The organism is Verrucomicrobium sp. BvORR106, from assembly GCF_000739655.1.
GTDB lineage: Bacteria > Verrucomicrobiota > Verrucomicrobiia > Verrucomicrobiales > Verrucomicrobiaceae > Verrucomicrobium.
Window position 1 is genome coordinate 18500 of the sequence record NZ_BATR01000066.1, and the last position, 23448, is coordinate 41947.

24 protein-coding genes are annotated in these 23448 nt (G+C 59.9%); 17 read left to right on the top strand and 7 right to left on the bottom strand.

The features are described 5' to 3' along the window. Nucleotides 1-49 precede the first annotated feature (49 nt). Genes sufB through BV106_RS10140 form a run of 3 tightly spaced genes read right to left on the bottom strand, consistent with a single transcriptional unit; the run spans nucleotide 50 to nucleotide 2736 of the window. The gene (sufB, locus tag BV106_RS10130; RefSeq protein ID WP_038164094.1) at nucleotides 50-1465 is read right to left on the bottom strand and encodes a Fe-S cluster assembly protein SufB; all 1416 of its coding nucleotides are present in this window, start codon (nucleotides 1463-1465) and stop codon (nucleotides 50-52) included. 23 nt (nucleotides 1466-1488) lie between these two features. Further along, a complete protein-coding gene (gene sufC / locus BV106_RS10135; protein ID WP_038164096.1) occupies nucleotides 1489-2229 on the bottom strand; it encodes a Fe-S cluster assembly ATPase SufC in 741 nt (246 codons plus the stop codon). Nucleotides 2230-2286: 57 nt separating this feature from the next. Then, entirely contained in the window at nucleotides 2287-2736 is a 450-nt protein-coding gene (locus tag BV106_RS10140) for a transcriptional repressor (RefSeq protein WP_051945580.1), read from the bottom strand. Nucleotides 2737-2983: 247 nt separating this feature from the next. Here BV106_RS10140 and BV106_RS38270 point away from each other — a divergent pair, with 247 nt between their 5' ends. The 3 genes from BV106_RS38270 (at nucleotide 2984) to BV106_RS37210 (ending at nucleotide 5025) form a co-directional block, all read left to right on the top strand. Continuing rightward, complete coding sequence (locus BV106_RS38270) at nucleotides 2984-3688, top strand: hypothetical protein (RefSeq protein ID WP_265595512.1); 705 nt, start codon at nucleotides 2984-2986, stop codon at nucleotides 3686-3688. A 58-nt stretch (nucleotides 3689-3746) separates the two neighbouring features. Then, on the top strand, nucleotides 3747-4550 hold the full coding sequence (gene proC, locus BV106_RS10150; protein ID WP_038164100.1) for a pyrroline-5-carboxylate reductase: 804 nt from the start codon (nucleotides 3747-3749) through the stop codon (nucleotides 4548-4550). Nucleotides 4551-4740: 190 nt separating this feature from the next. After that, complete coding sequence (locus BV106_RS37210; protein ID WP_265595513.1) at nucleotides 4741-5025, top strand: hypothetical protein; 285 nt, start codon at nucleotides 4741-4743, stop codon at nucleotides 5023-5025. Between the two features lie 292 nt (nucleotides 5026-5317). Here the strand turns inward: BV106_RS37210 and BV106_RS10155 are convergent, their stop codons facing one another. The 3 genes from BV106_RS10155 to BV106_RS10165 all read right to left on the bottom strand — a co-directional run bounded on the left by BV106_RS10155 (nucleotide 5318) and on the right by BV106_RS10165 (nucleotide 7764). Further along, nucleotides 5318-6016 (bottom strand): hypothetical protein, encoded by a 699-nt coding sequence (locus BV106_RS10155; protein ID WP_051945581.1) that lies wholly within the window; start codon nucleotides 6014-6016, stop codon nucleotides 5318-5320. A 14-nt stretch (nucleotides 6017-6030) separates the two neighbouring features. Beyond that, a complete protein-coding gene (locus tag BV106_RS10160) occupies nucleotides 6031-7233 on the bottom strand; it encodes a redoxin family protein (RefSeq protein WP_038164102.1) in 1203 nt (400 codons plus the stop codon). Between the two features lie 144 nt (nucleotides 7234-7377). Then, nucleotides 7378-7764, bottom strand: coding sequence for a cupin domain-containing protein (locus BV106_RS10165; protein WP_051945583.1), 387 nt, complete (start codon nucleotides 7762-7764; stop codon nucleotides 7378-7380). Between the two features lie 273 nt (nucleotides 7765-8037). Here BV106_RS10165 and BV106_RS10170 point away from each other — a divergent pair, with 273 nt between their 5' ends. From BV106_RS10170 to BV106_RS10230, 14 genes are all read left to right on the top strand, one after another. Then, nucleotides 8038-8709 carry an ABC transporter ATP-binding protein gene (locus BV106_RS10170; RefSeq protein WP_038164104.1) on the top strand — a complete coding sequence of 224 codons (672 nt, stop codon included), beginning with the start codon at nucleotides 8038-8040 and terminating at the stop codon, nucleotides 8707-8709. A gap of 267 nt (nucleotides 8710-8976) precedes the next feature. Then, nucleotides 8977-9867 carry a branched-chain-amino-acid transaminase gene (ilvE, locus tag BV106_RS10175; protein WP_038164106.1) on the top strand — a complete coding sequence of 297 codons (891 nt, stop codon included), beginning with the start codon at nucleotides 8977-8979 and terminating at the stop codon, nucleotides 9865-9867. Between the two features lie 87 nt (nucleotides 9868-9954). Further along, the gene (locus BV106_RS10180; RefSeq protein ID WP_038164108.1) at nucleotides 9955-10536 is read left to right on the top strand and encodes a UvrB/UvrC motif-containing protein; all 582 of its coding nucleotides are present in this window, start codon (nucleotides 9955-9957) and stop codon (nucleotides 10534-10536) included. A gap of 206 nt (nucleotides 10537-10742) precedes the next feature. Next, entirely contained in the window at nucleotides 10743-11861 is a 1119-nt protein-coding gene (locus BV106_RS10185) for a protein arginine kinase (RefSeq protein WP_038164111.1), read from the top strand. Continuing rightward, nucleotides 11854-14370, top strand: coding sequence for an ATP-dependent Clp protease ATP-binding subunit (locus BV106_RS10190; RefSeq protein ID WP_265595521.1), 2517 nt, complete (start codon nucleotides 11854-11856; stop codon nucleotides 14368-14370). The genes BV106_RS10185 and BV106_RS10190 overlap by 8 nt, the downstream gene beginning before the upstream one ends. 478 nt (nucleotides 14371-14848) lie before the next feature. Next, nucleotides 14849-15604 carry an SDR family oxidoreductase gene (locus BV106_RS10195; RefSeq protein ID WP_038164113.1) on the top strand — a complete coding sequence of 252 codons (756 nt, stop codon included), beginning with the start codon at nucleotides 14849-14851 and terminating at the stop codon, nucleotides 15602-15604. A gap of 47 nt (nucleotides 15605-15651) precedes the next feature. Beyond that, entirely contained in the window at nucleotides 15652-16662 is a 1011-nt protein-coding gene (locus BV106_RS10200; protein ID WP_038164115.1) for a zinc-binding alcohol dehydrogenase family protein, read from the top strand. Nucleotides 16663-16964: 302 nt separating this feature from the next. Continuing rightward, nucleotides 16965-17324, top strand: a complete 360-nt coding sequence (locus BV106_RS38275; protein WP_265595514.1) for a hypothetical protein — start codon at nucleotides 16965-16967, stop codon at nucleotides 17322-17324. A 154-nt stretch (nucleotides 17325-17478) separates the two neighbouring features. Then, nucleotides 17479-18171 (top strand): hypothetical protein, encoded by a 693-nt coding sequence (locus BV106_RS10205; protein WP_038164117.1) that lies wholly within the window; start codon nucleotides 17479-17481, stop codon nucleotides 18169-18171. A gap of 87 nt (nucleotides 18172-18258) precedes the next feature. Then, nucleotides 18259-18906, top strand: coding sequence for a hypothetical protein (locus BV106_RS10210; RefSeq protein ID WP_265595515.1), 648 nt, complete (start codon nucleotides 18259-18261; stop codon nucleotides 18904-18906). 447 nt (nucleotides 18907-19353) lie between these two features. Next, entirely contained in the window at nucleotides 19354-19875 is a 522-nt protein-coding gene (locus tag BV106_RS10215) for a cupin domain-containing protein (RefSeq protein ID WP_265595516.1), read from the top strand. A 410-nt stretch (nucleotides 19876-20285) separates the two neighbouring features. After that, entirely contained in the window at nucleotides 20286-20783 is a 498-nt protein-coding gene (locus BV106_RS38280; RefSeq protein ID WP_038164121.1) for a DUF1877 family protein, read from the top strand. Beyond that, on the top strand, nucleotides 20780-21268 hold the full coding sequence (locus BV106_RS10225) for a hypothetical protein (RefSeq protein WP_038164123.1): 489 nt from the start codon (nucleotides 20780-20782) through the stop codon (nucleotides 21266-21268). Before BV106_RS38280 ends, BV106_RS10225 begins: the two co-directional genes overlap by 4 nt. 15 nt (nucleotides 21269-21283) lie before the next feature. Next, a complete protein-coding gene (locus BV106_RS10230) occupies nucleotides 21284-21814 on the top strand; it encodes a hypothetical protein (protein ID WP_038164125.1) in 531 nt (176 codons plus the stop codon). A gap of 370 nt (nucleotides 21815-22184) precedes the next feature. Here BV106_RS10230 and BV106_RS10235 read toward each other — a convergent pair whose 3' ends face one another. After that, nucleotides 22185-23438, bottom strand: a complete 1254-nt coding sequence (locus BV106_RS10235) for a glycoside hydrolase family 71/99-like protein (protein ID WP_038164184.1) — start codon at nucleotides 23436-23438, stop codon at nucleotides 22185-22187. Nucleotides 23439-23448: the final 10 nt, after the last annotated feature.

Sequence of the window (23448 nt, forward strand, 5' to 3'; positions counted from 1 at the left end):
GGATTGTGGTTGATGGGAAAAAGGTTGGAGGAAATAGGAAGTGGGTGGGTCAGCCTACGGAGCCTTCCATTTCGAGGTCGATCAGGCGCTTGAGCTCGACGCTGTATTCCATGGGGAACTCGCGCACGAGGTCGTTGATGAAGCCGTTCACGGAGAGGCTCATGGCCTCCGCCTCGCTCAGACCGCGCTGTTGCATGTAGAAGATCTGCTCCGCGCTCACCTGGCTCACGCTGGCCTCATGCTGCGTGGCGTGCTCGTTGCCGCGCACGTTGATCGCCGGGTAGGTGTCGGTGCGGCTGCTGGAGTTGATGAGCAGGGCGTCGCACTCGGTGTTGTTTTTGCAACCCTTGAGGTGCTTCGGGATGTGGACCAGGCCACGGTAGGTGGCGCGGCCCTTGCCGATGCTGATGCTCTTGGAGATGACGTTGCTTGTCGTCTCGTCCGCAGCATGAATCATCTTGGCACCCGTGTCCTGGTGCTGGCCGGTGTTGGCCAGGGCGATGCTGATGACCTCACCGCGGGCGCGGCGGCCTTTCATCACCACACCGGGGTACTTCATCGTGAGACGGCTGCCGATGTTGCAGTCGATCCAGCGCACCTCGGCGTCCTCATGCGCGATGCCGCGCTTGGTCACGAGGTTGAAGACGTTGCTGCTCCAGTTCTGCACGGTCACGTACTGGATCTTGGCGCCCTTCATGGCTACCAGTTCCACCACGGCGCTGTGCAGCGTTGCGGTCTCGAACTTGGGAGCGGTGCAGCCTTCCATGTACATCACCTCAGCGCCTTCATCGGCGATGATGAGCGTGCGCTCGAACTGGCCGAACTGCTCGCTGTTGATGCGGAAGTAGGCCTGGAGCGGGTGCTTCACCTTCACGCCCGGCGGGATGTAGATGAACGAGCCGCCGCTGAACACCGCGCTGTTGAGCGCGCTGAACTTGTTGTCCCCGGTGGGGATGACCTTGCCAAACCACTTGCGGAAGATGTCCGGGTGCTGCTGGAGGGCCTCGGTGCTGTTCATGAAGATCACACCCTGCTCCTCCACCACCTTCTTCACGTTGGAGTAGGCGGCTTCGCTGTCGTACTGGGCCTCCACACCGGCCAGGAACTTGCGCTCCTGCTCGGGGATGCCCAGGCGTTCGAAGGTCTTCTTCACTTCCTCGGGCACATCGTCCCAGGAGCGTTTGGCCTTGCGGTCGCCGGCGAGGTAGTAGCGAAATTCCTCGAACTTGATGTTGTTGAGGTCCGTGGTGGCCCAGTGGGTGGGCATGGGCTTTTCCTCAAAGACCTTCAGGGCTTTTTTGCGGAACTCGCGCACCCAGTCGGGGTCGTTCTTGACGTCGCAAATGTAGTCGATGGTCTTTTCCGAAAGACCGTAGCCCGCATCATAGACGTGGTTCTCGGGGAAGTAGAAGTCTCCCACGGAATCCGCCCTGATGTCGGCGATGTCTGGTGTTTCAACACTCATGTCGTACAGGATTTTGGGGTTTATCAGGCCGCGTGGGTGAGCTCGTAGCCCTTGGCTTCCAGCTCCAGGGCCAGCTCGGGGCCGCCGCTGCGGATGAGGCGGCCTTCCACCATGACGTGAACGATGTCTGGCTTGATGTAGTCCAGCAGGCGCTGGTAGTGGGTGATGACGAGGAAGCCACGCTCTGGTGAGCGCATGGCGTTCACGCCCTGGGAGACGACCTTCAGGGCGTCGATGTCCAGACCGCTGTCGGTCTCGTCGAGAATGGAGTACTTGGGCTCCAGCATCATGAGCTGGAGGATCTCGTTGCGCTTCTTCTCCCCGCCGGAGAAGCCCTCGTTCACGGAGCGGGCGGTGAAGCTGCGGCTCATTTCCAGCTCATCCATGCGGCGGTAGAGCTGCTTGTAGTAGCCCACGGCGTCGAGTTCTTCGCCTTTGGGCAGACGGGCCTGGAGGGCGGCGCGGATGAAGTTGGCGTTGCTCACGCCGGGAATCTCAAAGGGGTACTGGAAGGCCAGGAAGAGCCCGGCACGGGAGCGGGCATCCACATCCATCGCCAGGAGGTCTTCACCATCCAGAGTGACACTGCCGGAGGTGACTTCGTAGTCTTCGTGACCGCACAGCACCTTGCTCAAGGTGCTTTTGCCGGAACCGTTCGGGCCCATGATGGCATGGACTTCACCGGGTTTCACTTCGAGGGAGAACCCTTTGAGAATTTCACGGTCAGGGATGCAGGCGTGCAGGTCTTGGATCAGGAGGCTCATGGATGGATGAAAAAGGGGAACAGGAACAAGGAGGTCAGGAAGCAGTTGGCGGGCAGGTCAAACTTGGGGTTTGGCGGTGGCATTTTTCTTCACGCACTCAGGGCAAATGCCACGGATGGCGATGTCGAGGCGCGTGACACGGCTGCCTTCCGGCAGTTTCCAGAGGGTGGAAATGGGCATGTTGCTGATCGGGTGGGCATCGGCCACGGCACCGCATTGGTCGCAGTGGAAGTGCACGTGATCATTCATGTTGGCGCAGAAGCGGGAGGAGGCGCGGTCCAGATTGACCTGCTTGAGCAGCCCGTGTGCCACGAGCGTGTCCAGGCAGTTGTACACCGTGGCCAGTGAGATGGCTGGCACGTGCTCCTTGGCACGCATAAAGACTTCCGTCGCAGTGGGATGGTCGTAAGACGCTTTCACCACCTCATGCACCACGGTCCGCTGCGGCGTCATCCGGAAATCGGCCGGCAGCACGGGTTCATCATGTCCTGTCAGGTTGGCTTTCATGGGCAAGCCCAGCTGCAAAGGATGCGATGCTGGGACCACACGTTATTCAGTTTTGGAATGAGATCAATAATCATTCTAAGAAAGCTACGTGTGCCCGCTGTGCCGGGATGATCTGATCTGTATCGGGATTTGCCCTGTTTTGATTAGCAGGGGTTGATGGTTAAGTTTTTCAGGGGGTGATCCTCGATGAGGAGAGGGCGGTTTCTTTTTGCAATCAGGGTGGGGAGCGCTACTTTTCCCCATTGCTTTGAGTCATGGAGCCTTCGCCTTCCAGCCAAGAGAATCAGGAGATTGTGATCCTGACGCCAGTAGAGATGCGTCAAGTTCGCTTGCAGGGCTCTGCCTACACACGGAGCTCCTTGAGCCAACGGGCGATGCACGCTATGATGCGGAAGAATGGAAGCGTGCCCAGTCCGAATCCTTGGTACACTGGGCGGAAGCAAGGGGCCTTGTCCTCGACCTGAGGGCGTTTGAGGCGAAGGTCGCCAATCTGAAAGATCTTGAAGGCGGGTTGGAGCACCGGGTCTTTGGGTACAAAGAACTTGGGCGGGTGATCAAGACGACCAAGCCTCCGAACTTTGGCCTGTATGAGGATCTTCCCATCTACGTGCGCAATCTGGTCCGGTGTAACCTGGTGTTTGGTGATGATATCAGCATTGTGGGAGTGCTGAAGACGGATGATGGGGCTGCACTGGTCACTTCCCAGGAGTTTGTGCCCGGGAGATCCCCCTCGGATCTCCAGGTCGAAAGCTGGTTTCTGAGGCAGGGTTGTGAGCGGCTTGGGAAACACATCTGGAAGTATCCCGACGGAACCCGGGTAGCGGACACGCACGGCCGTAATTTTATCCGGACTGCCGAGAACCAAATCGTGCCAATTGATGTGCATGTTGAGGTTCTGGGCTCCAGTTGGACGGAAAAGCTTTGTGTCCTACTGGCGGCGGCCCAGGGATGAGGCCGTGTGGCTTTCTCGCTTGGCATTCGGCAGTTCTCTTCCAAGATGCCTGTCACAAATGAAAATTGGACTGATTGGTTGCGGGAAAATGGGTGGAGCCTTGCTGCGCGGGGCGCTCAAGGCTGGTCTGGCTGAGGCCAGGGGCGTGATCCTCTACGACAAGGTGCCTGCTGCCGTGGCGGCGCTCCAGGAAGCCTCCGCCGAGGTGCAGGTGGCCAAAAGTCCCGCTGAAGTCGCGGAAAATGCGGATGTGGTGATCCTCGCGGTGAAGCCGCAGGACATGAAGCCGCTGCTGGAAGGGCTCTCCAAGAGTGATTCTGCCCCGCTGTACCTCTCCATCGCCGCCGGACTGACGCTGGCGCAACTGGAGGGCTGGCTGGGTGGGAAGGCCCGGGTGGTACGCTCCATGCCGAACACCCCCGCCCTGCTCCTGGCAGGTGCCTCCGCCTACTCCCGCGGTGCGCAGGCCACCGATGCCGATCTGGATCTGGCCAAGGCTGTGCTCGGAGCTGTGGGCTTGGCCCAAGAAGTGCCGGAAAACCTGCTGGACGCTGTGACTGGCCTGAGCGGCAGCGGCCCGGCCTATGTGTACACAGTGATTGAAGCTCTCGCGGATGGCGGCGTTTTAATGGGACTGCCCCGGGCTACCGCCCTGCAACTGGCTGCCCAGACGGTCGCCGGAGCCGCCCAGATGGTGCTTGAAACCGGCAAGCATCCCGGCGTGCTGCGTGATGAGGTGACCAGCCCTGGCGGCACCACCATCGCCGGTCTGGAACAGCTTGAGGCCCAGGGACTTCGCAATGCGTTGATCCAGGCTGTGCGCAAGGCGACTGAGCGCAGCAAGGAGCTCGCCGCCCGCTAACCGGCTGGGGGAGATCCTGATACGGGCTTCGCCGTCTCCAGAGGGGGATGGTGAATTCTGTTTAGCCGGGCTTAAAGCGACCCGGGGCAGGTGAGGGGCGAATCAGGGGAAACAAGAGAGACGGAACATCTGGATGAATAAACCTTCATCCGGCCCGTCCAACGGGAAGCAACCCAAACCCTGAAGATCTATGAAAACCCTTCTAGCATTCCTCGCCGTTGCCGTGACCCTGGGCTTTGCCGCACCGCAGTCTGCGGATGCGCGTGACCGCCGACACCGTCACCACCATCATCGGTCCTATCATCATCACCACCACCACCGGCATTACTGCCCGCCCACCTACCGGTACTACAGTTCAGGGTATTATTCCCGGCCCCGCTACTACGGGTCCTACTCCCGCCCGTACTACCGTGACAACTGCTACCCACCCCGTGCCCGCGTGTATCTGCCCGGTATTGGGATTGTGATCAGGTAGTTCCGGGAGGAAGTGAGAAGTTGAGAGTGAAAAGTAAAAAGTGGTGAGCGGTTAGAGGTAAGTAAAGTTTGGCGGTGAGTCGGACGCAGAGGCGTCTGGCTCACCGCTTTTTTATTGTTGGCGTATTGGGTCAACTGGAACCGGACCGCTTAAAAGCGGAACTCCAACTCCTCTCCGTTCAAGCTGCGGGGGATCATTGCGCGACACCGCCTGTGTAGAACCGTCTCTGCAAGCCGTGTGTTGTGTTCTCGGACCCCGCCGCTCCCAACACCTTGACCACTGACGCACCGAACTACTGGCTCCATCCGCGTAGCTTCACGTGCACCTGGGCCACTTTTCCCATGTAGTGGTCCATCTTGTACTCTGTGGCGGCTTTTACCATGTGGGCTTTGGCCTTGTCCACGTTGCCGAGGGCTTCCTCGTAGAGCCCCAGGTAGAGGTGGGCGTAGCACAGCTGGTTGCGCAGTGCCTCGCTGCCTTTCTCACCTTTGGCGGCGGCTTTGAGCACCTCTTCTTCGCTGCCTTTCCCGGCAAAGAGATCGTGCACTTGTTTCATCGGCACGCGGGTGTCGCCCTCGATCGGGATCAGCACCTTGCGGGCGGCCTCGGCGCCGTCCTTCTTCGCCACGCAGATGAAGTGCCAGGCGGCGTTCTCCACGTCATTGGGGTTCACGGTCTGGTGAAGCTCGAATTGTTTCCTGCCACCCGTGTAGTCCTCTGCATAATACTGCGCCAGCCCCCGCTGCCAGAGCTGCGGGGCGATGCGGGGCTGGAGCTTGATGGCCTGGTCAAAGGCCTCCACACTCTCCTTCGCCTTCCCGGCAAAGAAGAGCGCGACACCGTCTCCGAACCACGAGTCAGCCATCGCCTCCGGACTGCTGGCGGCGCTATCCTGCGCATGGAGGGCGCAGGGCAGGGCCAGAGGGATTGCCAGCAGGCCTCCCAGCAAAGCGCGGAGTACCAGAGGGCGGATGAACTGAGGCAGAGTCATGGGAGGGGAAGGGGTTACTCAGGCTTGTAGTAGCGGCCCATGAATTTGAGGATGGCATCGCGCATTTCTTCACCGTCCACCTCGCCGTTGTGCCGCCAGATGATGTCGCCATTCGGTGCCACCAGCACGGTGTGCGGCGTGGGGCCCTGCCACTCAGGATCCAGCGCCTTGATGAGGTCTTCGTGGCTGCCGGTGTAGATGTAGCTGTTGGTGGTGCGGCCCTCCGCCTTCACGCTGGGTTTGATCTTGTCCGGGATGGCTGCGCCCTGGGATTCGAGGAACTCCTTCACCTTGGCCTTGGATTCTGGCTGGTCCAGGCTCAGGGTGATGAACTCAAAGTCACGCAGGCCGAACTTGCGGGCCGTCTTGGCGAGTTCAGGAAACTCCTCCACACACGAGATGCACCAGGTGGCCCACACGTTGATCAGGCGCACCTTCTTGGTGCCGTTCTTCCGGATTGCGGCCACGCCGGCGGCATCGATGTTCTCCACATCCACCGGGGCATGGGCCCACTTCTTGTCGTCCTCAGCCACATTAGCCTTCTTGCCCAGCCACTTGGTGGAGCAGCCGTGCACCTTGGAGGTCTCCACGGCCACCGGCTTGCCTGCCAACAGTGCTTCCACGGCATTGCGGGCATCGTGGGTCTTCACCGTGGCGGGATCGGCGAAACGGGAGTCATCAAACGCGCCTTTGTAGCGCAGTTTGCGATCCGCATCGAAGAGGAACACATGTGGCGTGGCCAGGCAGCCATAGGCCTTCGCCGCGGTCTGAGCCTCGCCATCGTAGAGATAGGGGAAGTTGAAGTTCTGCTCCTTGGCGTGGAGCTTCATCTCATCGAAGCTGTCGTTGTACTTGGAATATCCCAGCTCATCCGGACGCAGAGAGGCGGGGTTGTTGGGGTTGATCGCCACCAGCGCAAAGCTCGCGCCCTTCTCCTTCAGATCCGCCACGAGTTTCTTGATGCGCTCTTCCGAAGCCTGCGAATCCGGGCAGTGGTTCGAGATGAAAGCGACCATCAACAGCTTGGCGTCCTTGTAGTCCGCCAGCGTGTGCGTTTTGCCATCAATGCCCGGGAGCTTGAAATCCGGCGCGGCACTCCCGATGGCCAGTTCCTGCGCGTCTTCCGGCAGGCCACTCGACTTCTTGGGCTTGGCAGGATCGGGAGCGGCGGAGGCGAGCCCGGCGGCTAGGATGAGGAAGGTGAGGAGGAGCTTCATGGCGGGGTGAAATTAGGAATGATGAATGAAGAATTAGGAATGGGGAATGCAAATGGGGGGCGGCGCAGGATGGAAGTCGGGAGGGCGAAGTATTTGATGCTTCCATTCCTAATTCAGAATTCCTCATTCCTAATTTTTTGATCGTCAGACTTCAAACTCGTCTGCAGGGTCAAACGGCGGCATTGGCACGTTGATGATGCGCAATTTCCCCACCGCGCGGTGCACACAGCCGGGGCGGATCATCACGGAGGTCATGGGCTTGAGGGGGACGATCTGGCCATCGATCTCCAGGTGCCCTTCGCCCTCCAGCACGATGTAGATCTCCGTCATCTTCTTGTGATAGTGCAGCTTGCTGTCCACATGGATGTCCGTGAGGTGCACGCTGGCCAGGGTGTTCCACGGCTCCTTGAACGCCCGACGTGCCTGACCACAGGGGCAGGGGGTCGGCGGGATCTCATCCAACTGGGCGACGGCGAAACGAGGCTCGGAGGCGGCGGGGGCAGGGGCAGTGACAGACTCGGCGACGGACATGATGAAGGAACGAAGCGAGTTTGGCGGTTTGGACAAGGAAATCCAGTGCGTCAGTGGGCAGTGCGTCAGTGGTCAAGGTGTTGGGGATGGGAGGGGGATGATGAGGTCTGGGGGCTTTCGTGGGGCCGGGATAGGACTGATAGGGTTCGCCGCTCACTGGTGCCCCTGCCACCCCTGTCTCAGGTCTTGTGTCTCCCGCCGAAGGCGGGCGGGGGGCAAGTCTTGCGTCTTGTGTCTTGAAGTCTTGAGTCTCCCGCCGACTGTTGGCGCGCCATGCCTGACGCCCCCGCTCTTGAGGTTCACAATGTTCATCGCCGCTACCGCCTTGCCGGGCATGAGGTGCATGCGCTCAAGGGCGTTTCCCTGACCGTGGCCCATGGGGAAAGGCCTTTTTTGTGTGGAGCTTCGGGTTCAGGAAAGACGACGCTGCTCTACATTCTGGGTGGGCTGGAGAAGCCCTCAGAGGGAGATGTGTCCGTCGGTGGCACTTCCTTGTACAAAGGATCCACCAACACGCGGGCCATGGTGAGGAACAAGGGCCTCGGCTTCGTCTTTCAGAACTACCACCTGCTGCCAGAGCTCACCGCGATGGAGAATGTGGTGCTGCCGTCCTTGATCAGCGGCACCCCAGCGGAATCCCGCGCCAAAGAGCTCCTTACCCGCGTGGGCCTTGGCGAGCGTCTTTATCACCTGCCCACAGAGCTCTCTGGCGGCGAGCAGCAGCGCGTGGCCCTGGCCCGCGCTCTCATCAATGATCCACCGATCATCCTCGCTGATGAGCCCACCGGCAACTTGGACGCCGCCACCGGCAAGCAGATCATGGACCTCCTTTTCGAAGTGGTGGCCGAGTCCAAAAAAACCTTGGTCGTGGTGACCCACGACGCGAATCTCGCCGAGCGCGGCGATCGCAAGCTGGTGCTCAATAAGGGAGAGTTGGTGAGTTGAGGTGGCCGCAAGCGGCCTGTTGAGACGCTGCGCTGGTTGAGGCGGCTTCGCCTGATCCAAAGGAGTGAGGGTTCGGATTCGACATATCGAGAGGATCACCCTCAACACCTTGACGCACAGGGTCAGGCAACGACGTCCGATGACGTCTTGCCTGATACAGTTCCCAACGTCTTGACGCACTGACGCACCGTCCACTGACGCACTGGCATGTGTGTCTCCTCGAAGTGCTTGCACTTCCACGCATATCAGGCATGCTGCGGGCTCTCCATGTCCCAGGCTCCCCTCATCTATCTTGACGGCAAACTCCTTCCCGAGTCGGAAGCGAAGATCAGCGTGTTCGACCACGGTCTTCTCTACGGGGACGGCGTCTTTGAGGGGATTCGCTTCTACAATGGCCGTGTTTTCCGCCTCACGGAGCACTTGGTGCGCCTTTATGAGTCCGCCCGCTCCATCTGTCTGACCATCCCGCTGACCTTTGAAGAGCTGGAAAAAGCCACTCTGGACACCGTAGCCGCCAACAATCTGCGCGATGGCTACATCCGCCTCGTGGTGACCCGCGGCGTGGGCTCCCTGGGCCTGAATCCCTACCAGTGCCCGAAGGCCAGCGTGTTTATCATCGCTGGTTCCATCAGCCTCTATCCCGCTGAGAAATACGAAAAAGGCCTCACCATGGTGACCTGTGCGACCCGTCGCCCAGCTCCCGCGGCGCTCAGCCCGCAGGTGAAGTCCTTGAACTACCTCAACAACGTCATGGCCAAGATCGAGGCCATCCAAGGTGGCGGTGAGGAAGGCGTGATGCTCAACGAGCAGGGCTACGTGGCCGAGTGCACCGGCGACAACCTTTTCATCGTGAAAAAGGGCAAGGTCTATACCCCTCCGATCTCCGCAGGTGGTCTGGATGGCATCACGCGCGGCGTGGCCATCGAGCTGCTCACCGAGCTGGGCGTGCCCGTCATCGAATCCAACCTCACCCGCCACGACATCTTCGTGGCTGAGGAGTGCTTCCTCACCGGCACCGCCGCTGAGGTGATCGCCGCCGTGGTGCTGGACCGCCGCCTCATCGGTGATGGCAAGCCTGGCCCTCTTACGCAGAAGCTGGTTGCCAAATTCAAGGAACTGGCCAACTCGACCGGCACACCGGTCGTCTATCCTGCGTAATGAATAGTTGAGGGAGCGTTCGATTTCGGTCAAAAATCAGAAATCAGACCCGGGCGCTCCAACCTCTCCTGTTCCCCTCCTCCGGCCATGAAGTGCGACATGTGCGACAACGAAGCGACCGTTTTCCTGACCCAGATCGTGGACGGGAAAATGACGCAGGTGAATTTGTGCGACAAGTGCTCCAAGGAGAAGGGGGTCACCGACCCGACCGGATTCCAACTGGCGGATTTCCTCCTGGGGAATGCCGCGCAGAAAAAGACGCGCCAGAGCTCAGCTGAGGACGACACCCTGGCCTGCCCAGAGTGCGGCTTCACCCGTGCCCATCTCAAGAAGATCGGCCGCATGGGCTGCCCGGAGTGTTACCAGACCTTCGGCGATGACATGGACAACATGCTGCGCGCCATGCACAAGGGCACCCGCCATGTGGGTAAGGTGCCCGGCCGCCAGGTCAGTGTGCCTGTCCCCACCTCCAAGGCAGAGCGCCCTGAGCCGGCCACCCCCGCAGCAGCACCTGCTGCGCCCAAGCCGCCACCGCCCCCAGCTCCTGTGAGCCCCAAGAAAAAACTCGCTGACCTCAAGGCCGCGATCGAGCTGGCCGTGATGGAAGAGCGTTATGAAGATGCCGCCCGCCTCCGCGATGAGGTGAAGGCCATCGAGACCAAGGCCTGATTCCTGCCCTCTAAACCGGCTTGCCCCGACTTGGACTGAAATGGCGCAAAGTTGCGTCCGCAGGCATTTCGTTCTGGCGTCTTGGCGCTATGGCTGCTCTCCTGAATTTTAAAGGCATCTTTGTGCTCACCGCAGTAGATTTCTTCTCATCGTTTTGCCATGGTGCGTAGTCTATATTTGCAGAGCAACGTTTCCTTCACCTGAACATGCGATTTACCACCCTCCTGAAGAACCCGGCAGACTGGATGCAGGGCCGCGGACCGCATTCCGACATCGTCATGACGTCGCGGATCCGTCTGGCGCGCAATCTGCGCGGCTGGTCCTTCCCCGGCTGGTCTTCCGAGCGCCAGCGGGTGGATCTCATGAATGAGGTGCGCCCCGTCGTGGCCGGTCTGCCGGAGATGAAGGATGGCTTCAATGAGGAGTACCCGAACCTCACCAAGACCAAGAAGCAGGTTCTCGTGGAGCGCCACCTGGTGAGCCGGGAGCATGCTGCCCGGTCCACAGGTTGCGCCATCCTCATCGACCGCCGCCAGAGTCTGGCCATCATGGTCAATGAGGAAGACCATTTCCGCATGCAAGGGATCCGCGCCGGCCTGGACCTCCGCACCGCCTATGAGGTGGTGAACCGCGTGGACTCGGAACTGGAGAACTTCCTGCCCTACGCTTACGATTCCCGCCTGGGCTACCTGACTGCCTGCCCCACCAACGTGGGCACCGGCATGCGCGCGTCCGCCATGCTGCACCTGCCCGCCCTGGTCCTCACGGAGCAGATCAAGCAGGTCATGAATGCCGTCAGCAAGATTGGCCTCGCGGTGCGCGGCCTCTATGGCGAGGGCACTGAGGCACTGGGCAATCTTTTCCAGGTTTCCAACCAGCACACCCTGGGCGAGACCGAGTCTGAGCTTATCAGCCGCATCGAAGGGGTGGCGGAACATATCGTGCAGGCGGAGAACAACGCCCGCGAGAAGCTCCTCCATGAGAGCCCCACCATGCTGCGGGATCAGGTGGGCCGTGCCTACGCCACCCTGCGCTTCGCCCATATCCTGAACTCCAAGGAGGCGCTCACCCAGCTCTCCCTGCTGCGTCTGGGGGCGGATCTGGACCTCGTCACCGCCTGTGACCGCGGCCTGCTCGATGCTCTGCTGCTGGAGATCCAGCCCGCGCACCTGCAGCTCGCCGCCCAGCGTGAGCTCTCCCCGGAAGAGCGGGACACGCGACGGGCTGAAATTACCCGACAGCTATTGAAATCCGTTCCCGAGCCTCTTAACGTATCCACTGACAGCGCTGAAAATGCGCCACCCCCTGAATCCGATGATGAATAACTTTACCCCTCGCGCCCAGCAAGTGCTGGCGCTGGCCCGCAAAGAAGCGGACCGCTTCAACCACAATTATGTGGGGACGGAGCATCTCCTGCTCGGCCTGATCAAGCTAGGGCAGGGTGTCGCTGTCAACGTGCTCACCAAGCTGGGTGTGGACCTGGACACGGTCCGCATGCAGGTGGAGCAACAAGTGGGAAGTGGCCCCGACACCAAGATGGTGGGCAACATCCCCTACACCCCTCGCGTCAAGAAAGTGCTCGCCCTTGCTTCGAAAGAGGCCAAGGCGCTGAACCACTCCTACGTGGGCACAGAGCACCTCCTCCTCGGCCTTCTGCGTGAAGGTGAGGGCGTGGCCGCCCAGGTGCTGCGCAGCCTCGACGTGAATCTCGAAAAGGCCCGCAACGAAATCCTCAAGGAGCTCGACCCCAACTTCGGCAACGAAGAAGAGGAAGAGGAGAGCGAAAACGCCCCCTCCGTGAGCGGCTCGAAGAAGGACAGCAAGACCCCGGCCCTCCGCGCCTTTGGTCGTGACCTGACCGAGCTTGCCCAGAAGGGTGAGCTGGACCCCGTCATTGGCCGCGCCGGAGAGATCGAGCGCGTCATCCAGATCCTGTGCCGCCGCACGAAGAACAACCCCGTGTTGATCGGTGAAGCCGGTGTGGGCAAGACCGCCATTGTAGAAGGCCTGGCCCAGGAAATCGCCCAGGGCAACGTGCCGGAAATCCTGCGCGACAAGAAAGTGATCGTCCTTGACCTCGCCCTCATGGTGGCGGGCACCAAGTACCGCGGTCAGTTCGAGGAGCGCATCAAGGCCGTGATGGACGAGATCCGCCGCACGAAGAACGTCATCCTCTTCCTGGACGAGCTGCATACCATCGTGGGTGCGGGCAGCGCGGAAGGCGCGATGGACGCCAGCAATATTTTGAAACCCTCCCTCAGCCGTGGTGAGCTGCAGTGCGTGGGCGCGACCACCCTCAATGAGTACCGCAAGTACATTGAGAAGGACGCCGCCCTCGAGCGCCGCTTCCAGCAAGTGAAGGTGGATGAGCCCAGTGTGGAAGATGCCATCCGCATCCTCGAAGGCCTCAAGGGCAAGTACGAAAGCCACCACAAGGCTAAGTACGGTCCCAAGGCCCTCTCGACTGCGGTGCATCTCAGCAGCCGGTATCTGCCCGCGCGCTTCCTGCCGGACAAGGCTATTGACATCATGGATGAAGCCGGCGCCAAGGCCCGCATCTCTGCGATGACCCGCCCGCCCGAGCTCAAGGTCATCGAAGCCGAGATCGAAGAGATCCGCGGTGAGAAGGAAGTGGCCATCAAGGAACAGGACTTCGAGAAAGCCGCGCACCTGCGCGACAAGGAGAAGGCCGCCAAGAAGCGTCACGACGACGTCTTGGACAAATGGCGCACGAACAACACGGAGCGCATCGTGGACGTGACCGAAGAGGACATCATGGCCGTGGTGAGTAAGTGGACCGGTGTGCCCCTCCAGCGCATGGAGCAGGCCGAGGCCGAGAAGCTTCTCCGCATGGAAGAAGAGCTCAAGAAGCGCATCATCGGTCAGGACGAAGCCGTCGTGGCCATCAGCAAGGCGCTGCGCCGCAGCCGTGCGGATCTCAAGGATCCCAAGCGCCCCATCGGGTCGTTTATCTTCCTGGGCCCCACGGGCGTGGGCAAGACCTTCCTGGCGAAGAACCTCGCCGAGTTCATGTTCGGCTCCGCCGAGTCGCTCATCCAGCTCGACATGTCCGAGTACATGGAGAAACACACCGCGAGCCGCCTCATCGGCGCACCTCCCGGGTATGTGGGGTATGAAGAGGGCGGTCAGCTCTCCGAGGCGGTTCGTCGCCGTCCCTACAGCGTGGTGCTCTTTGACGAAGTGGAGAAAGCCCACCCGGATGTGATGCACCTGCTGCTTCAGATCCTGGAAGAAGGCCAGATCACGGACAACTTCGGTCGCAAGATCGACTTCCGGAACACGGTCATCATCCTCACCTCCAACATCGGTGCTGAGACCATCAAGCGCCAGACCAGCCTCGGCTTCGGTGCCATCCAGCAGGATGTGGCCGACCACGGCGGGATGAAGGACAAGGTGATGGAAGCCACGAAGAAGTTCTTCAAGCCGGAGTTCATCAACCGTCTGGATGACATCGTCGTGTTCCGCATGCTGGAGAGGACCGAGCTCAGCCAGATCGTGGATCTGGAGATCTCGAAGGTGCTCGCCCGTCTGAAGAACAAGCGCATCACGCTGACCCTCGAGGACAGCGCCCGCGAGTTCCTCATGAAGGAGGGCTACGATCCCCAGTACGGTGCCCGCCCCATGCGCCGCGCCGTGGAGAAGAACATCGAAGACCCCCTCGCCGAAGCCCTGCTGCGCGGTGAGGTGAAGGAAGGCGACACCGTCAAGGTCATCAATGAACCCGGAGCCAAGCTCCTCAAGTTCATCAGCCTCGGCGAGTCCGGCCCCGAAGAACACGCCGCCGCCTCCTCGAACCCAGAGGGGAATGCGTAAGAAGACAGACTCTGAGCTAGCGATAGCGATTTGACGAAAAGGGCACCGGTCACTCCGGTGCCCTTTTTTTAGTTCGTGGTGCCTAGTGCTTGGTTCTTGGTTTTCGTGGTTTGGATGTCGAAGGACGGGGCGGTGCGATGGGGCGTGCTGCCCTGACCGCGTAAACGCGGAACTCCAACCCCGTTGGCGGGAACGAAGGGGGGCGTCCCGCATGCGGGACGGTGAAACTCCTCATCCAAGTTTCTCGTGACCCTTCTTCACCCAGCGCCCCCAAGCCACCCACCGCTCAAAACCAATTCCGTAAATTCTGTTAATTCTGTCCAAACCCAAACCTTCCCGCATCGCCTCACCCCAATCCCCATCTTGTTAATCTTTTATAAATCCTGTTAATCCTGTCTCAATTGGCCCCGCTCACACCCCTGACTCACGTCACGAGTCTTGTGTCTTGAAGTCTTCTGTCTTCTGCCCACGTTAGCGCATGCTTCCGTTCTCCCTCACAGGTCAGACCGCCATCGTCACCGGCGGTGGCACCGGGCTTGGCCTCGGCATCACCCGCTGTCTGGTCCAGGCCGGAGCGCGGGTGGTCATCACCGGGCGGCGTCCAGATGTCCTGCAGGACGGTGCAGCCCAACTTGGCGATGCCGTGGTGCCGATGGTGGTGGACGTGACCGACACCAAGGTGCTGCCGGATTTTGTCCGTGAAGTGGAGGCCAAGGTCGGCGCTCCCTCCATTCTGGTAAACAACGCCGGCGTGCACGTGAAGAAACCCGCGCTGGAGATGACGGATGAAGATTTTGACTCCGTTTTGCGCACGCATTTGACTGGGGCCTTTGCCCTCACCCGCGCCGTCTCCCCTGGCATGCTCGCGCAGCAGCGGGGCAGTCTCGTGTTTGTCAGTTCCATGACCGCTTATATGGGCATGCCCCTGGTCACTGGCTACGCCACCGCCAAGACCGGCGTCATCGGCATGGTCCGCACCTTGTCCGCTGAGTTCGCCCCCAAGGGCGTGCGGGTGAACGCCGTCGCCCCGGGCTGGATCGATACCCCCATGCTGCGCAAGGCCATCAGCGCCGATGCCGAGCGCGAGCGCAAGATCCGCGGCCGCATCCAGATCGAGGGCTTCGGTGCTCCGGAAGACGTTGGTTGGGCCGTGGTTTACCTGTGCTCCGAGGCCGCGCGATATGTTACCGGCGTTATTCTCCCCATTGATGGGGGTGGACATGCCAGTTTTTAGGCGAAGGTTGTACCACCCCTTCCTTTTCGCATCGCTTTTTCGTCTTCATGAAGGCCCTTTCCCTTTCCGCCCCCCGCAAGTTTGACGTGATCGATCTCCCGGAGCCCGCCGAGCCGGGCCCGTATGAAGCGCTGGTGAGGATTCACGCTGTCGGCGTGTGTGGCACAGACATCAGCGGTTATCTGGGGAAGATGCCCTTCATCGAGCATCCCCGGATCCTTGGGCATGAGCTGGGTGTGGAGGTGGTGGCTGTGGGGGATGAGGTCACCGACGTAAAACCGGGCGACCGCTGCGCCGTGGAGCCCTATCTCAACTGCGGCGAGTGTCACGCCTGCGCCCGCGGTCACACCAACTGCTGCGAGAACCTCAAGGTCCTCGGTGTGCACACCGACGGCGGCCTGCGGCCGCTGCTCGTGCTACCGGCTGACAAGCTGCATCCCGCGGAAGGCCTCAGCTACGAGCAACTTGCCCTGGTGGAAACCCTTGGCATTGGCTGCCACGCGGTGAATCGCGTGTGCCCTCACGCGGATGAAACGGTCCTCGTCCTCGGTGCCGGCCCCATCGGCCTCAGTGTCATGGAGTTTGTCCGTTTGACCGGGGCCAAGATGCACGTCATCGAGCCCGATGAAACCCGCCGGGCCTTTGTTTCCAAGAACCATCCCAAGGCCAAGGTGCATGCTCCGCTGGAGCCGGAAGACTTTTTCAAACAGAACGACGGCCGCGGTGCCGACATCGTCTTCGATGCCACCGGCAACGCCGACAGCATGGCCCGCAGCTTCGAGTACGCCGCCTTCGCCGGTGCCCTGGTCTGGGTCGGTATCACCGCGAAGACGGTGCCGTTCGATGACGCCCTGTTCCATCGCCGCGAACTCACCCTCCTCGCCTCCCGCAACGCCATCCCCAGCGACTTCAACCGCATCCTGCGGCTCATGAAGGAGGGCCACCTCGACACCACTCCTTGGGTCACTCATCGCGCAAGTTTCGACGAGGCCGCGAAGAAATTCGCCTCCTGGAGCAAGCCCGGCAGCGGGGTGGTGAAAGCCGTCGTGCAGGTCTAGTGAGCTGGTGAGCCGGTGCGTCAGTAGGCAGTGCGTCAGTGGTCAAGGTGTTGGAGCTGTCGTTGGACGGAGTCCGGGCCTCAGCTTGCGGAGATCTGATATTCCTCACACAAAGGCACGAAGGCACAAAGATCTGGCAATCCCAATGAAGCCATCGCCAGCCGGGTTGGAGTACCGACTTCAGTCGGCTCCGGACGCAAGCCTCACATCGTCCTGCAAAGCCCAAGCTTCAGTTTGCTTCAGGAGCATTGGAAAATTTCAAATGGCCACTATGTTCGCCCACATGCATAACTGCTATCGATATGAAATCTGAACTGAAAAGCCATCTTGTCATTGCTTTGACCGAAGCACAGTTCGAATTTTCCAGGTATTCTGATGATTGGAGTGTTGATCGCCGCGATCTTTGCGCCATGTGGGGTTATGTGATCGCGACGGCTCCTGATGCGTTGGTTACAACGGCGGTGAAGCAGGTCGCTCACTATTTCCACCCAAAAGCTGAGATTAATGTTCCTTCTGATCTCAGGTCTGAGGTGGAAATTCTCGCTTTAGGTCTCATATCCGATGAACTTTATCGGTCCTATGAATCATTCATTTCCGCCTGCATACTGAAACGCGTCAGACGGAGAGACTCTGGAGTTCACCGAGAGATGGGCCAACATTGAAGTCACGAACCTCTAAATGAGGTTGCCTCTTTATCTCGATTCGCAAGTGGATCCTATCGGTCTAAATCTGAACGACCGGACTCGCCACACCTACTGCGTTTCCCCTCAGCTTGTGCGGACCGTCTCACTGCCTTAAGGTTGCGTCCACGAAACTATGGAGAATCCTTGGAACGCCCTCGAAGTGCCGGGTGATGACTATGTTCATCCCATGGATCGTGCGGCCTGGCCACGACGAAGCGTCCTGCCTCCGCAGCCATACCTAGGCAGTTTTCATGGCGGCAAGGTCATGTGGCTCCTCGGTGGTTTTGGCACGGGAACAGACATGGCCATTGAGCATGAGGCCCACCGAGGAACGGTGTTGAACTGGGCTCAGCGGAATCTCGGCTGCGAATCACCGTCGGTCCCGAATCTCTGGATCGATGCTGAGGGGAACGATCCCACCTTTAAGGCAACCAGAGATGTCCGCTGGTGGCGCAGGGCGACTGGAGCGCTGTTCACGACAATGTCGCCGCAGTTGGGTGAATCGGAAGCATGGTTGGCGCTGTCCATGCGCCTGTTCGTTCTGGAGGCCTTTCCCTATCCCGCCAAGACACGTCCCAATTGCCTCCTTCCCAGCCATGCGTACACCGCCTATCTCTTGTCATCCTGGATCGAGTCTGGCCGTCCCCTTGTTGTTGGCCGCGCGGAGAGGTTCTGGTGTGAGCTTGTCCCGAGCCTCAAAAAGGCTCTCGACGTCAATCAAGCCATTCGCGTGCGGAACGTCCAGGCTGCCAGCATCAGCGTCGGCAATCTCGCCGCTGGGGCCGATGATTATTCACGCGTGGTGAAGGCGTTGCTCAGTGAGTAGACGTTGGATCGGGAAGCGACAATTCTCTTGGTAATTTCTTTATCCGCTGACGTCAGCTGCACCAATCAATAGACAAGACAGCCCCTCATGACACAGAAAAGACTTCTTCATCGTCGCACTTTTACCGGGCTTGTTGCTCTCTGTGCTCTGCCTGTTTTTGTGGCACCGCTGGTGCACCTTCTTGTCGTCGCGCCTTATGGCTCCACCGTCTTTCTTTGGCTGGAGTTGCCTCTTTTTTTGGCATTCTCCCTGGCGTTGGGAGGTGTGGTTGTCTCACTGGTGGTGTTATGGAATCGTCGGTTTCGGCCTGTCGCAATTCGAAGCTTGATTGCGGCGGTCATTCTCTTGGTGGCGGTCTTGCTGGGTATCCAATGGGGCTGGCATATCCGGATGACCGCCTTTCACCGTCTTGCAGAGCGTAGCGCTCCTCTGATTCAGGCCATTCGTGCTTATGAAACCCAGCACGGGTCGCCACCGCGCGATCTCGCGGCGCTCGTGCCAGGCTTTCTTCCCTCGATCCCCGGCACCGGCATGGCTGCCTATCCGGAGTACGGATACTTTGTCCCCCAAGACCTCAGCGAAAAAGAGGGCAATCCTTGGGTCATCATTATCAACACTCCCAGTGGTGGCCTCAATTTCGACGAGTTCATGTACTTCCCTCTTCAGAACTACCCGGAGGAAGGCTACGGCGGCAGCCTCCAGAAGATTCGAGACTGGGCGTACCTTCATGAGTAAGCCAGCCGTTCTCGAAGATTTCTTCACACAAAGGCACGAAGGCACATAGGTAGCGGCTATTCACTCTCGGCCGCCGCAACCGGATTGGATTTCCGTTCCGCATGCTGGGCGGTGGAACTCTTCGCCCCGGACAAACAAACTTCATCTCGGCCATCTGGGGCACCTTTGCGCTTTCCTTGGCTTAGTATTCCTGTGTCTCCACCTCCTCGAACGGGAATGGTTGACCTGTCATCCAATAACCGGGTATGATGCTAGCGAGTGGCATCGGGCCCAGCCAGGGAAATATAGGATGCGAAGGGTTCGATGTGGCAGAGAACCAAACTGATACGCAACGTCGCGTAACGCGGAGACCGCCCAATTAGCCGCAGTGTGCGGCCGAATCTTCGAACGGTCCGCAATCAGCATGCGGAACAAAGTTCCAACTCAAACTCAAACCAGACTGAACTCATGAACACGATTCCAAACGAGAATACGAGGTGCCGCCCGTGGTGCCGTATCGCGGCGTTGCTTGTGGCCCTGGCCATCGGGCTGGCAGTCCTGCCGCCTCCATCCATCGCTGCGGATGAGGCCAAAAATTGCCAGCCGGTCATGATGCAGGCCGCAGAATTGAAATGGATCGACACGCCGGCTTTGGCCAAAGGTTTGCAGGTAGCGATGCTCTATGGCGACATGAAGAAGGCTGAGCCGATCGGCTTCCGGATCAAAATCCCTGCCGGCAGGATGATGACCCCCCACACCCATCCAGTGATCGAACGAGTGACAGTGATCTCCGGTACGTTCGCGATGGGTCACGGCGAGACCTTTGACAAGGCGAAGCTCACGGAGCTCCCTGCTGGCAGTGTGTCGGTCTTTCCGTCAGGGTGCCCGATGTTCGGGTTTGCCAAAGAGGAGTGCATCATCCAGGTGAACGCGGAAGGCCCGTGGGGTATCAACTACGTGAATCCCGCAGACGATCCTCGGAAGCAATAAGCGACGAAGAGCCGGATGATAGAGCAGAATCGGTTGTGAGTTGATTCATAGAGCCAACGTCCAGTGGTGATGGCGGGCATTTTGCAGTCTTTTGCGCGAGCCCTTGCATCCCCCCAAGGAGCGGCGGTTTGTGCTTGCACAACCGCCGAGGGTTGCCAGAGGAGGAGCTCTTCCAGGCAAGAATGCAGCGACAAGACCGCATTGAGCGATGGGTGTTTGGCAATAGATCACTCCGCTTTCCCTCGGCGGTTGTGCAAGCACAAACCGCCGCTCCTTGGCTCCTTTGGTACCTGGACTTTGAATCGGTGCCAACACTTCAGCCTCTTGCCTCAGAAGCGGAAGCAAGCCGCCAGGCTGGATTTTCTCTGTACTTTTGCGGATGGCCAGTATGTTCTATAAAAACTACCGCCATGGCATGTAGAGGCGTCCATTTCGCGATCACCGACATCGACCTAGACGCCTTGCGAGGGGCCGGCTCGGACGAGGCGCTCATCGAAATCGTGCAGGAAGACATCGAGAGCCGTTGGGAAAAGGAGGCGGGGTTTGTCTGCGAAACTGACAAAGCCTGGGACGCGATTCATCGGTGTTTGACGGACGGAAATCTGACGTTCGACAACGGGGCTGAGCCGCTTCGTCTCTGCATTTTGGGCGGGGAACAGCTCTACTCGGGAGATGACTACATCGTGTCGCTCGTCACGCACGAGAAGCTGCGTGCCCTGGTAGACGCGTTAGCACAAGTGACGCCCGAATTTATGGCCTTGCGCTACTCGCAATTGCCTGACGACTATGACATGGAGAAGAGCCTGGAGGACTGCCAATACACCTGGGGTTGGTTCTCTGAGCTTCCGACATTTTTTGACCGGGCAGAGAAGGCCTGTCGCCATGTGATCTTCACGGTTGACCAATGAACTCCAAACGCAAGCAATCGAATGTGTATGGATGGCAGTGCTTCCCGCCTGTTCAGATCGCCCGCCTCATCCTTGCTCTCTCGATCTCCTTGCTGATGCCTCCAAGCATTTGTTTCGGAGAAATCCCCGCGGGGAAGGCAGAGACCTTCGGCGACTACATCAAAAATTCCAAGCATGTCGTTCTGGTTTGCGAGGTGCAGAAGACTGCCAAGCCTGCCGAACGTCCTGGCACCTACCACGAGGTTCACGTCTCCGCGACCGTAGTCCGCCTTGTCAAAGGGCAGGGAGTCGTCGGTGATCGCCTTAGCTATTACACCCTATGCGAGGACCGCATCCCTCCAGCAGCGCTTGAGGTAGGTGGTTTGACTTTTCTCATGCTCGATGACTACCAGTTGGACAAGTTCCTTCTGGGAACCGGTGATGGCTGGCGCTACACTCCCGAACTCGACGGTCTTCTCTCGAAGATCCTCAAGGCGGGCAAATGACAAACGCGCGAGGTGATGCCAGCGGCCTACGATCCCGAAGACCTGATGCAGACTCGCCGGGGTCCACGTGGCGACACCGATGTAAAGCGCTGGCTACGCAGCCTCTCCGATGACGAGTGTTTCGCCTTAATTGGCGTCTGTCTTCGCTTTCGAGGCTACGGCTATGAAAAACGGGCCCTCAGTCTCGCCACCTCCTGCATCCGCCGGCCTGCCCACGCGATGGCCATACTTCGCACGGGTCTGGTTTGCCCGGATGCCAGCAGCGTTAAGTTCTGGCTCGCGTTCGCCATTGCCAAGCTGGGCGCCCGCAAAGTCATTGCAGAGGTTGCTGCCCTGCTCGATACCAACCCGGTGGCAGTGGACATGGCCCTCTATTGGCTGCCCAGTTTGCTGTCCTCCTCAGACCATGCATCTCGCGTTGCCGTGCAGATCCTTCATGCTGAAGCTCAAAGGAGAGGTATCATTCGTGGGTCAGTCACAACTCGCACGGCGGATGGCAAGTTTCTCTTCCAAGACATCTTCGGCTCCACAAAGTCAGATGCATGATCCGCGGCCTCCAGAAGATTCGAGACTGGGCGTACCTTCACGAGTGAGGCCGGTATTCAGTGCGTCAGTGGTCAAGGTGTGGGCCCGTAGTGGTAGGGGCTCCAGGATTCGGCTTGCAGGGACCGAGTTAAATCTCACACAAAGGCACAAAGGTGTATCTACACCAATCCAAGGCATCGCAAGCCGGGTTGGAGTTCCGTTTGAGCGGTGAAGCTGGATTTGAGACGTGCGACTGAGCGGGGTTGGAAACCCCGGCCTCCTTTTCGTTTAAGGGAGAGGGCTCGTTTTCAGCGAGGGCGAATGATGCCGATTGCCAATCGACGCTACGCTTGGGCTGCTGTGGCAGCGCCTGGCGTAGCGTGGTCTTGCTTCACTTAGCGCGCACGGGCATGGCTGCGCCATCTCCGGGCAGCTCGCCGCGCAGCATCTTGCCGGCCTGGCCGGTGAGCCAGAGGTAGTGATCCTCGGGCACGCCGGGCTCGGTGGCGAAGGGGCTTTCACCGACGGGCGGGTCCTGGCGCGTTTTGAAGATGGCGGTGCCTTCGTCGAGCTCATCAAACATGGCCACGTACTGCATGCGCAGGCCGAGTTTCTTCGTCTGGGCAAACTGGGACCAGATGAACTCGCCGCCCAGTCGTGGGATGGCGTTGACCGGGGCTTCTTTGCCGCGGCCTTTTTGCAGGTTGTGCCAGCTGAAGCCCGGGAAGGCCACGGGCAGGTAGTCGAGGTTTCTTTCCTTGCACCAGGCCACGTCACCTGTGGCGGTCTTTTCAAAGTGCGAGGTCGCGTTTTTTGGGGTGTTGAAGCGGCCGATGGTCCAGGGGCTGACGACGTCGGCCTTGGCGATGAGGTTGTGCAGTTCCGGATCGGCGATGCTGTCGCGGGTCAGCGTGCGCCAGTAGGCAGGCACTCCGAGCATGAGGGAGACGTTGCCGTATTGCGGATCGCTCTTGAAGAACTCGATGAGTTGTTTCCATTCATCCAGCATGGGGGCACGGTCGGAGAAGCCCAGGCCCCAGAGGGCGACGAGGGGCTTGCCGCGGTGCCGGAGGTAGGCGGGGTTCTCTTTGGCATCGGCAAAGTGGTAGGTGTCCACGAGGCGCTTCCAGTCGTTGATCAGAAGCTGGGTCTCGCCGGGCTTGATACCGGAGAGGTCATACATGAGCACCCACTCCCGTCCGTGGTCGCGGGCGGCGGTGCGGGTAGTTTCCAGAACCAGGTCCTGGGCCTTCGCATGGCGCGGGTCCTTGGTGGAGACGACGAAGCGCTGGAGGAACACGCCGTCGATGCCGTACTCCTTCATCCACTGATGATGGAGGTTGATCACGGAGGGCTTGACCGAGCTGTACACTTCTGCCGGGCTGCCGTCGGCGAATTTGAACGGGGTGGGGGTGCGGTCGGCCGCGGGGATCTCGCGGATATCCGGCCAGAGGTCGATGCTGCAAGCTCCGGGGCCGAAGTTCCGACCGCCGTAGTGGTGCCAGCCGGTGTTGGTGCCGTCATCGGGCGTGCGAAACCACCCCTGGTAACCGCACATGATTTTGCCGTCCAGGCCTTCGGCAAACACGTGGGACAATAGGGAGAACCCGAGGGTCAGGCAGAGGAGAGGCAGGGTGAGTTTCATGGAAGCAGTG

Coding starts and splice junctions, on each gene's coding strand:
- sufB (WP_038164094.1), bottom strand. CDS start 1,465: ATGAGTGTTGAAACACCAGACATCGCCGACATCAGGGCGGATTCCGTG.
- sufC (WP_038164096.1), bottom strand. CDS start 2,229: ATGAGCCTCCTGATCCAAGACCTGCACGCCTGCATCCCTGACCGTGAA.
- BV106_RS10140 (WP_051945580.1), bottom strand. CDS start 2,736: ATGAAAGCCAACCTGACAGGACATGATGAACCCGTGCTGCCGGCCGAT.
- proC (WP_038164100.1), top strand. CDS start 3,747: ATGAAAATTGGACTGATTGGTTGCGGGAAAATGGGTGGAGCCTTGCTG.
- BV106_RS37210 (WP_265595513.1), top strand. CDS start 4,741: ATGAAAACCCTTCTAGCATTCCTCGCCGTTGCCGTGACCCTGGGCTTT.
- BV106_RS10155 (WP_051945581.1), bottom strand. CDS start 6,016: ATGACTCTGCCTCAGTTCATCCGCCCTCTGGTACTCCGCGCTTTGCTG.
- BV106_RS10160 (WP_038164102.1), bottom strand. CDS start 7,233: ATGAAGCTCCTCCTCACCTTCCTCATCCTAGCCGCCGGGCTCGCCTCC.
- BV106_RS10165 (WP_051945583.1), bottom strand. CDS start 7,764: ATGTCCGTCGCCGAGTCTGTCACTGCCCCTGCCCCCGCCGCCTCCGAG.
- BV106_RS10170 (WP_038164104.1), top strand. CDS start 8,038: ATGCCTGACGCCCCCGCTCTTGAGGTTCACAATGTTCATCGCCGCTAC.
- ilvE (WP_038164106.1), top strand. CDS start 8,977: ATGTCCCAGGCTCCCCTCATCTATCTTGACGGCAAACTCCTTCCCGAG.
- BV106_RS10180 (WP_038164108.1), top strand. CDS start 9,955: ATGAAGTGCGACATGTGCGACAACGAAGCGACCGTTTTCCTGACCCAG.
- BV106_RS10185 (WP_038164111.1), top strand. CDS start 10,743: ATGCGATTTACCACCCTCCTGAAGAACCCGGCAGACTGGATGCAGGGC.
- BV106_RS10190 (WP_265595521.1), top strand. CDS start 11,854: ATGAATAACTTTACCCCTCGCGCCCAGCAAGTGCTGGCGCTGGCCCGC.
- BV106_RS10195 (WP_038164113.1), top strand. CDS start 14,849: ATGCTTCCGTTCTCCCTCACAGGTCAGACCGCCATCGTCACCGGCGGT.
- BV106_RS10200 (WP_038164115.1), top strand. CDS start 15,652: ATGAAGGCCCTTTCCCTTTCCGCCCCCCGCAAGTTTGACGTGATCGAT.
- BV106_RS38275 (WP_265595514.1), top strand. CDS start 16,965: ATGAAATCTGAACTGAAAAGCCATCTTGTCATTGCTTTGACCGAAGCA.
- BV106_RS10205 (WP_038164117.1), top strand. CDS start 17,479: ATGGAGAATCCTTGGAACGCCCTCGAAGTGCCGGGTGATGACTATGTT.
- BV106_RS10210 (WP_265595515.1), top strand. CDS start 18,259: ATGACACAGAAAAGACTTCTTCATCGTCGCACTTTTACCGGGCTTGTT.
- BV106_RS10215 (WP_265595516.1), top strand. CDS start 19,354: ATGAACACGATTCCAAACGAGAATACGAGGTGCCGCCCGTGGTGCCGT.
- BV106_RS38280 (WP_038164121.1), top strand. CDS start 20,286: ATGGCATGTAGAGGCGTCCATTTCGCGATCACCGACATCGACCTAGAC.
- BV106_RS10225 (WP_038164123.1), top strand. CDS start 20,780: ATGAACTCCAAACGCAAGCAATCGAATGTGTATGGATGGCAGTGCTTC.
- BV106_RS10230 (WP_038164125.1), top strand. CDS start 21,284: ATGCCAGCGGCCTACGATCCCGAAGACCTGATGCAGACTCGCCGGGGT.
- BV106_RS10235 (WP_038164184.1), bottom strand. CDS start 23,438: ATGAAACTCACCCTGCCTCTCCTCTGCCTGACCCTCGGGTTCTCCCTA.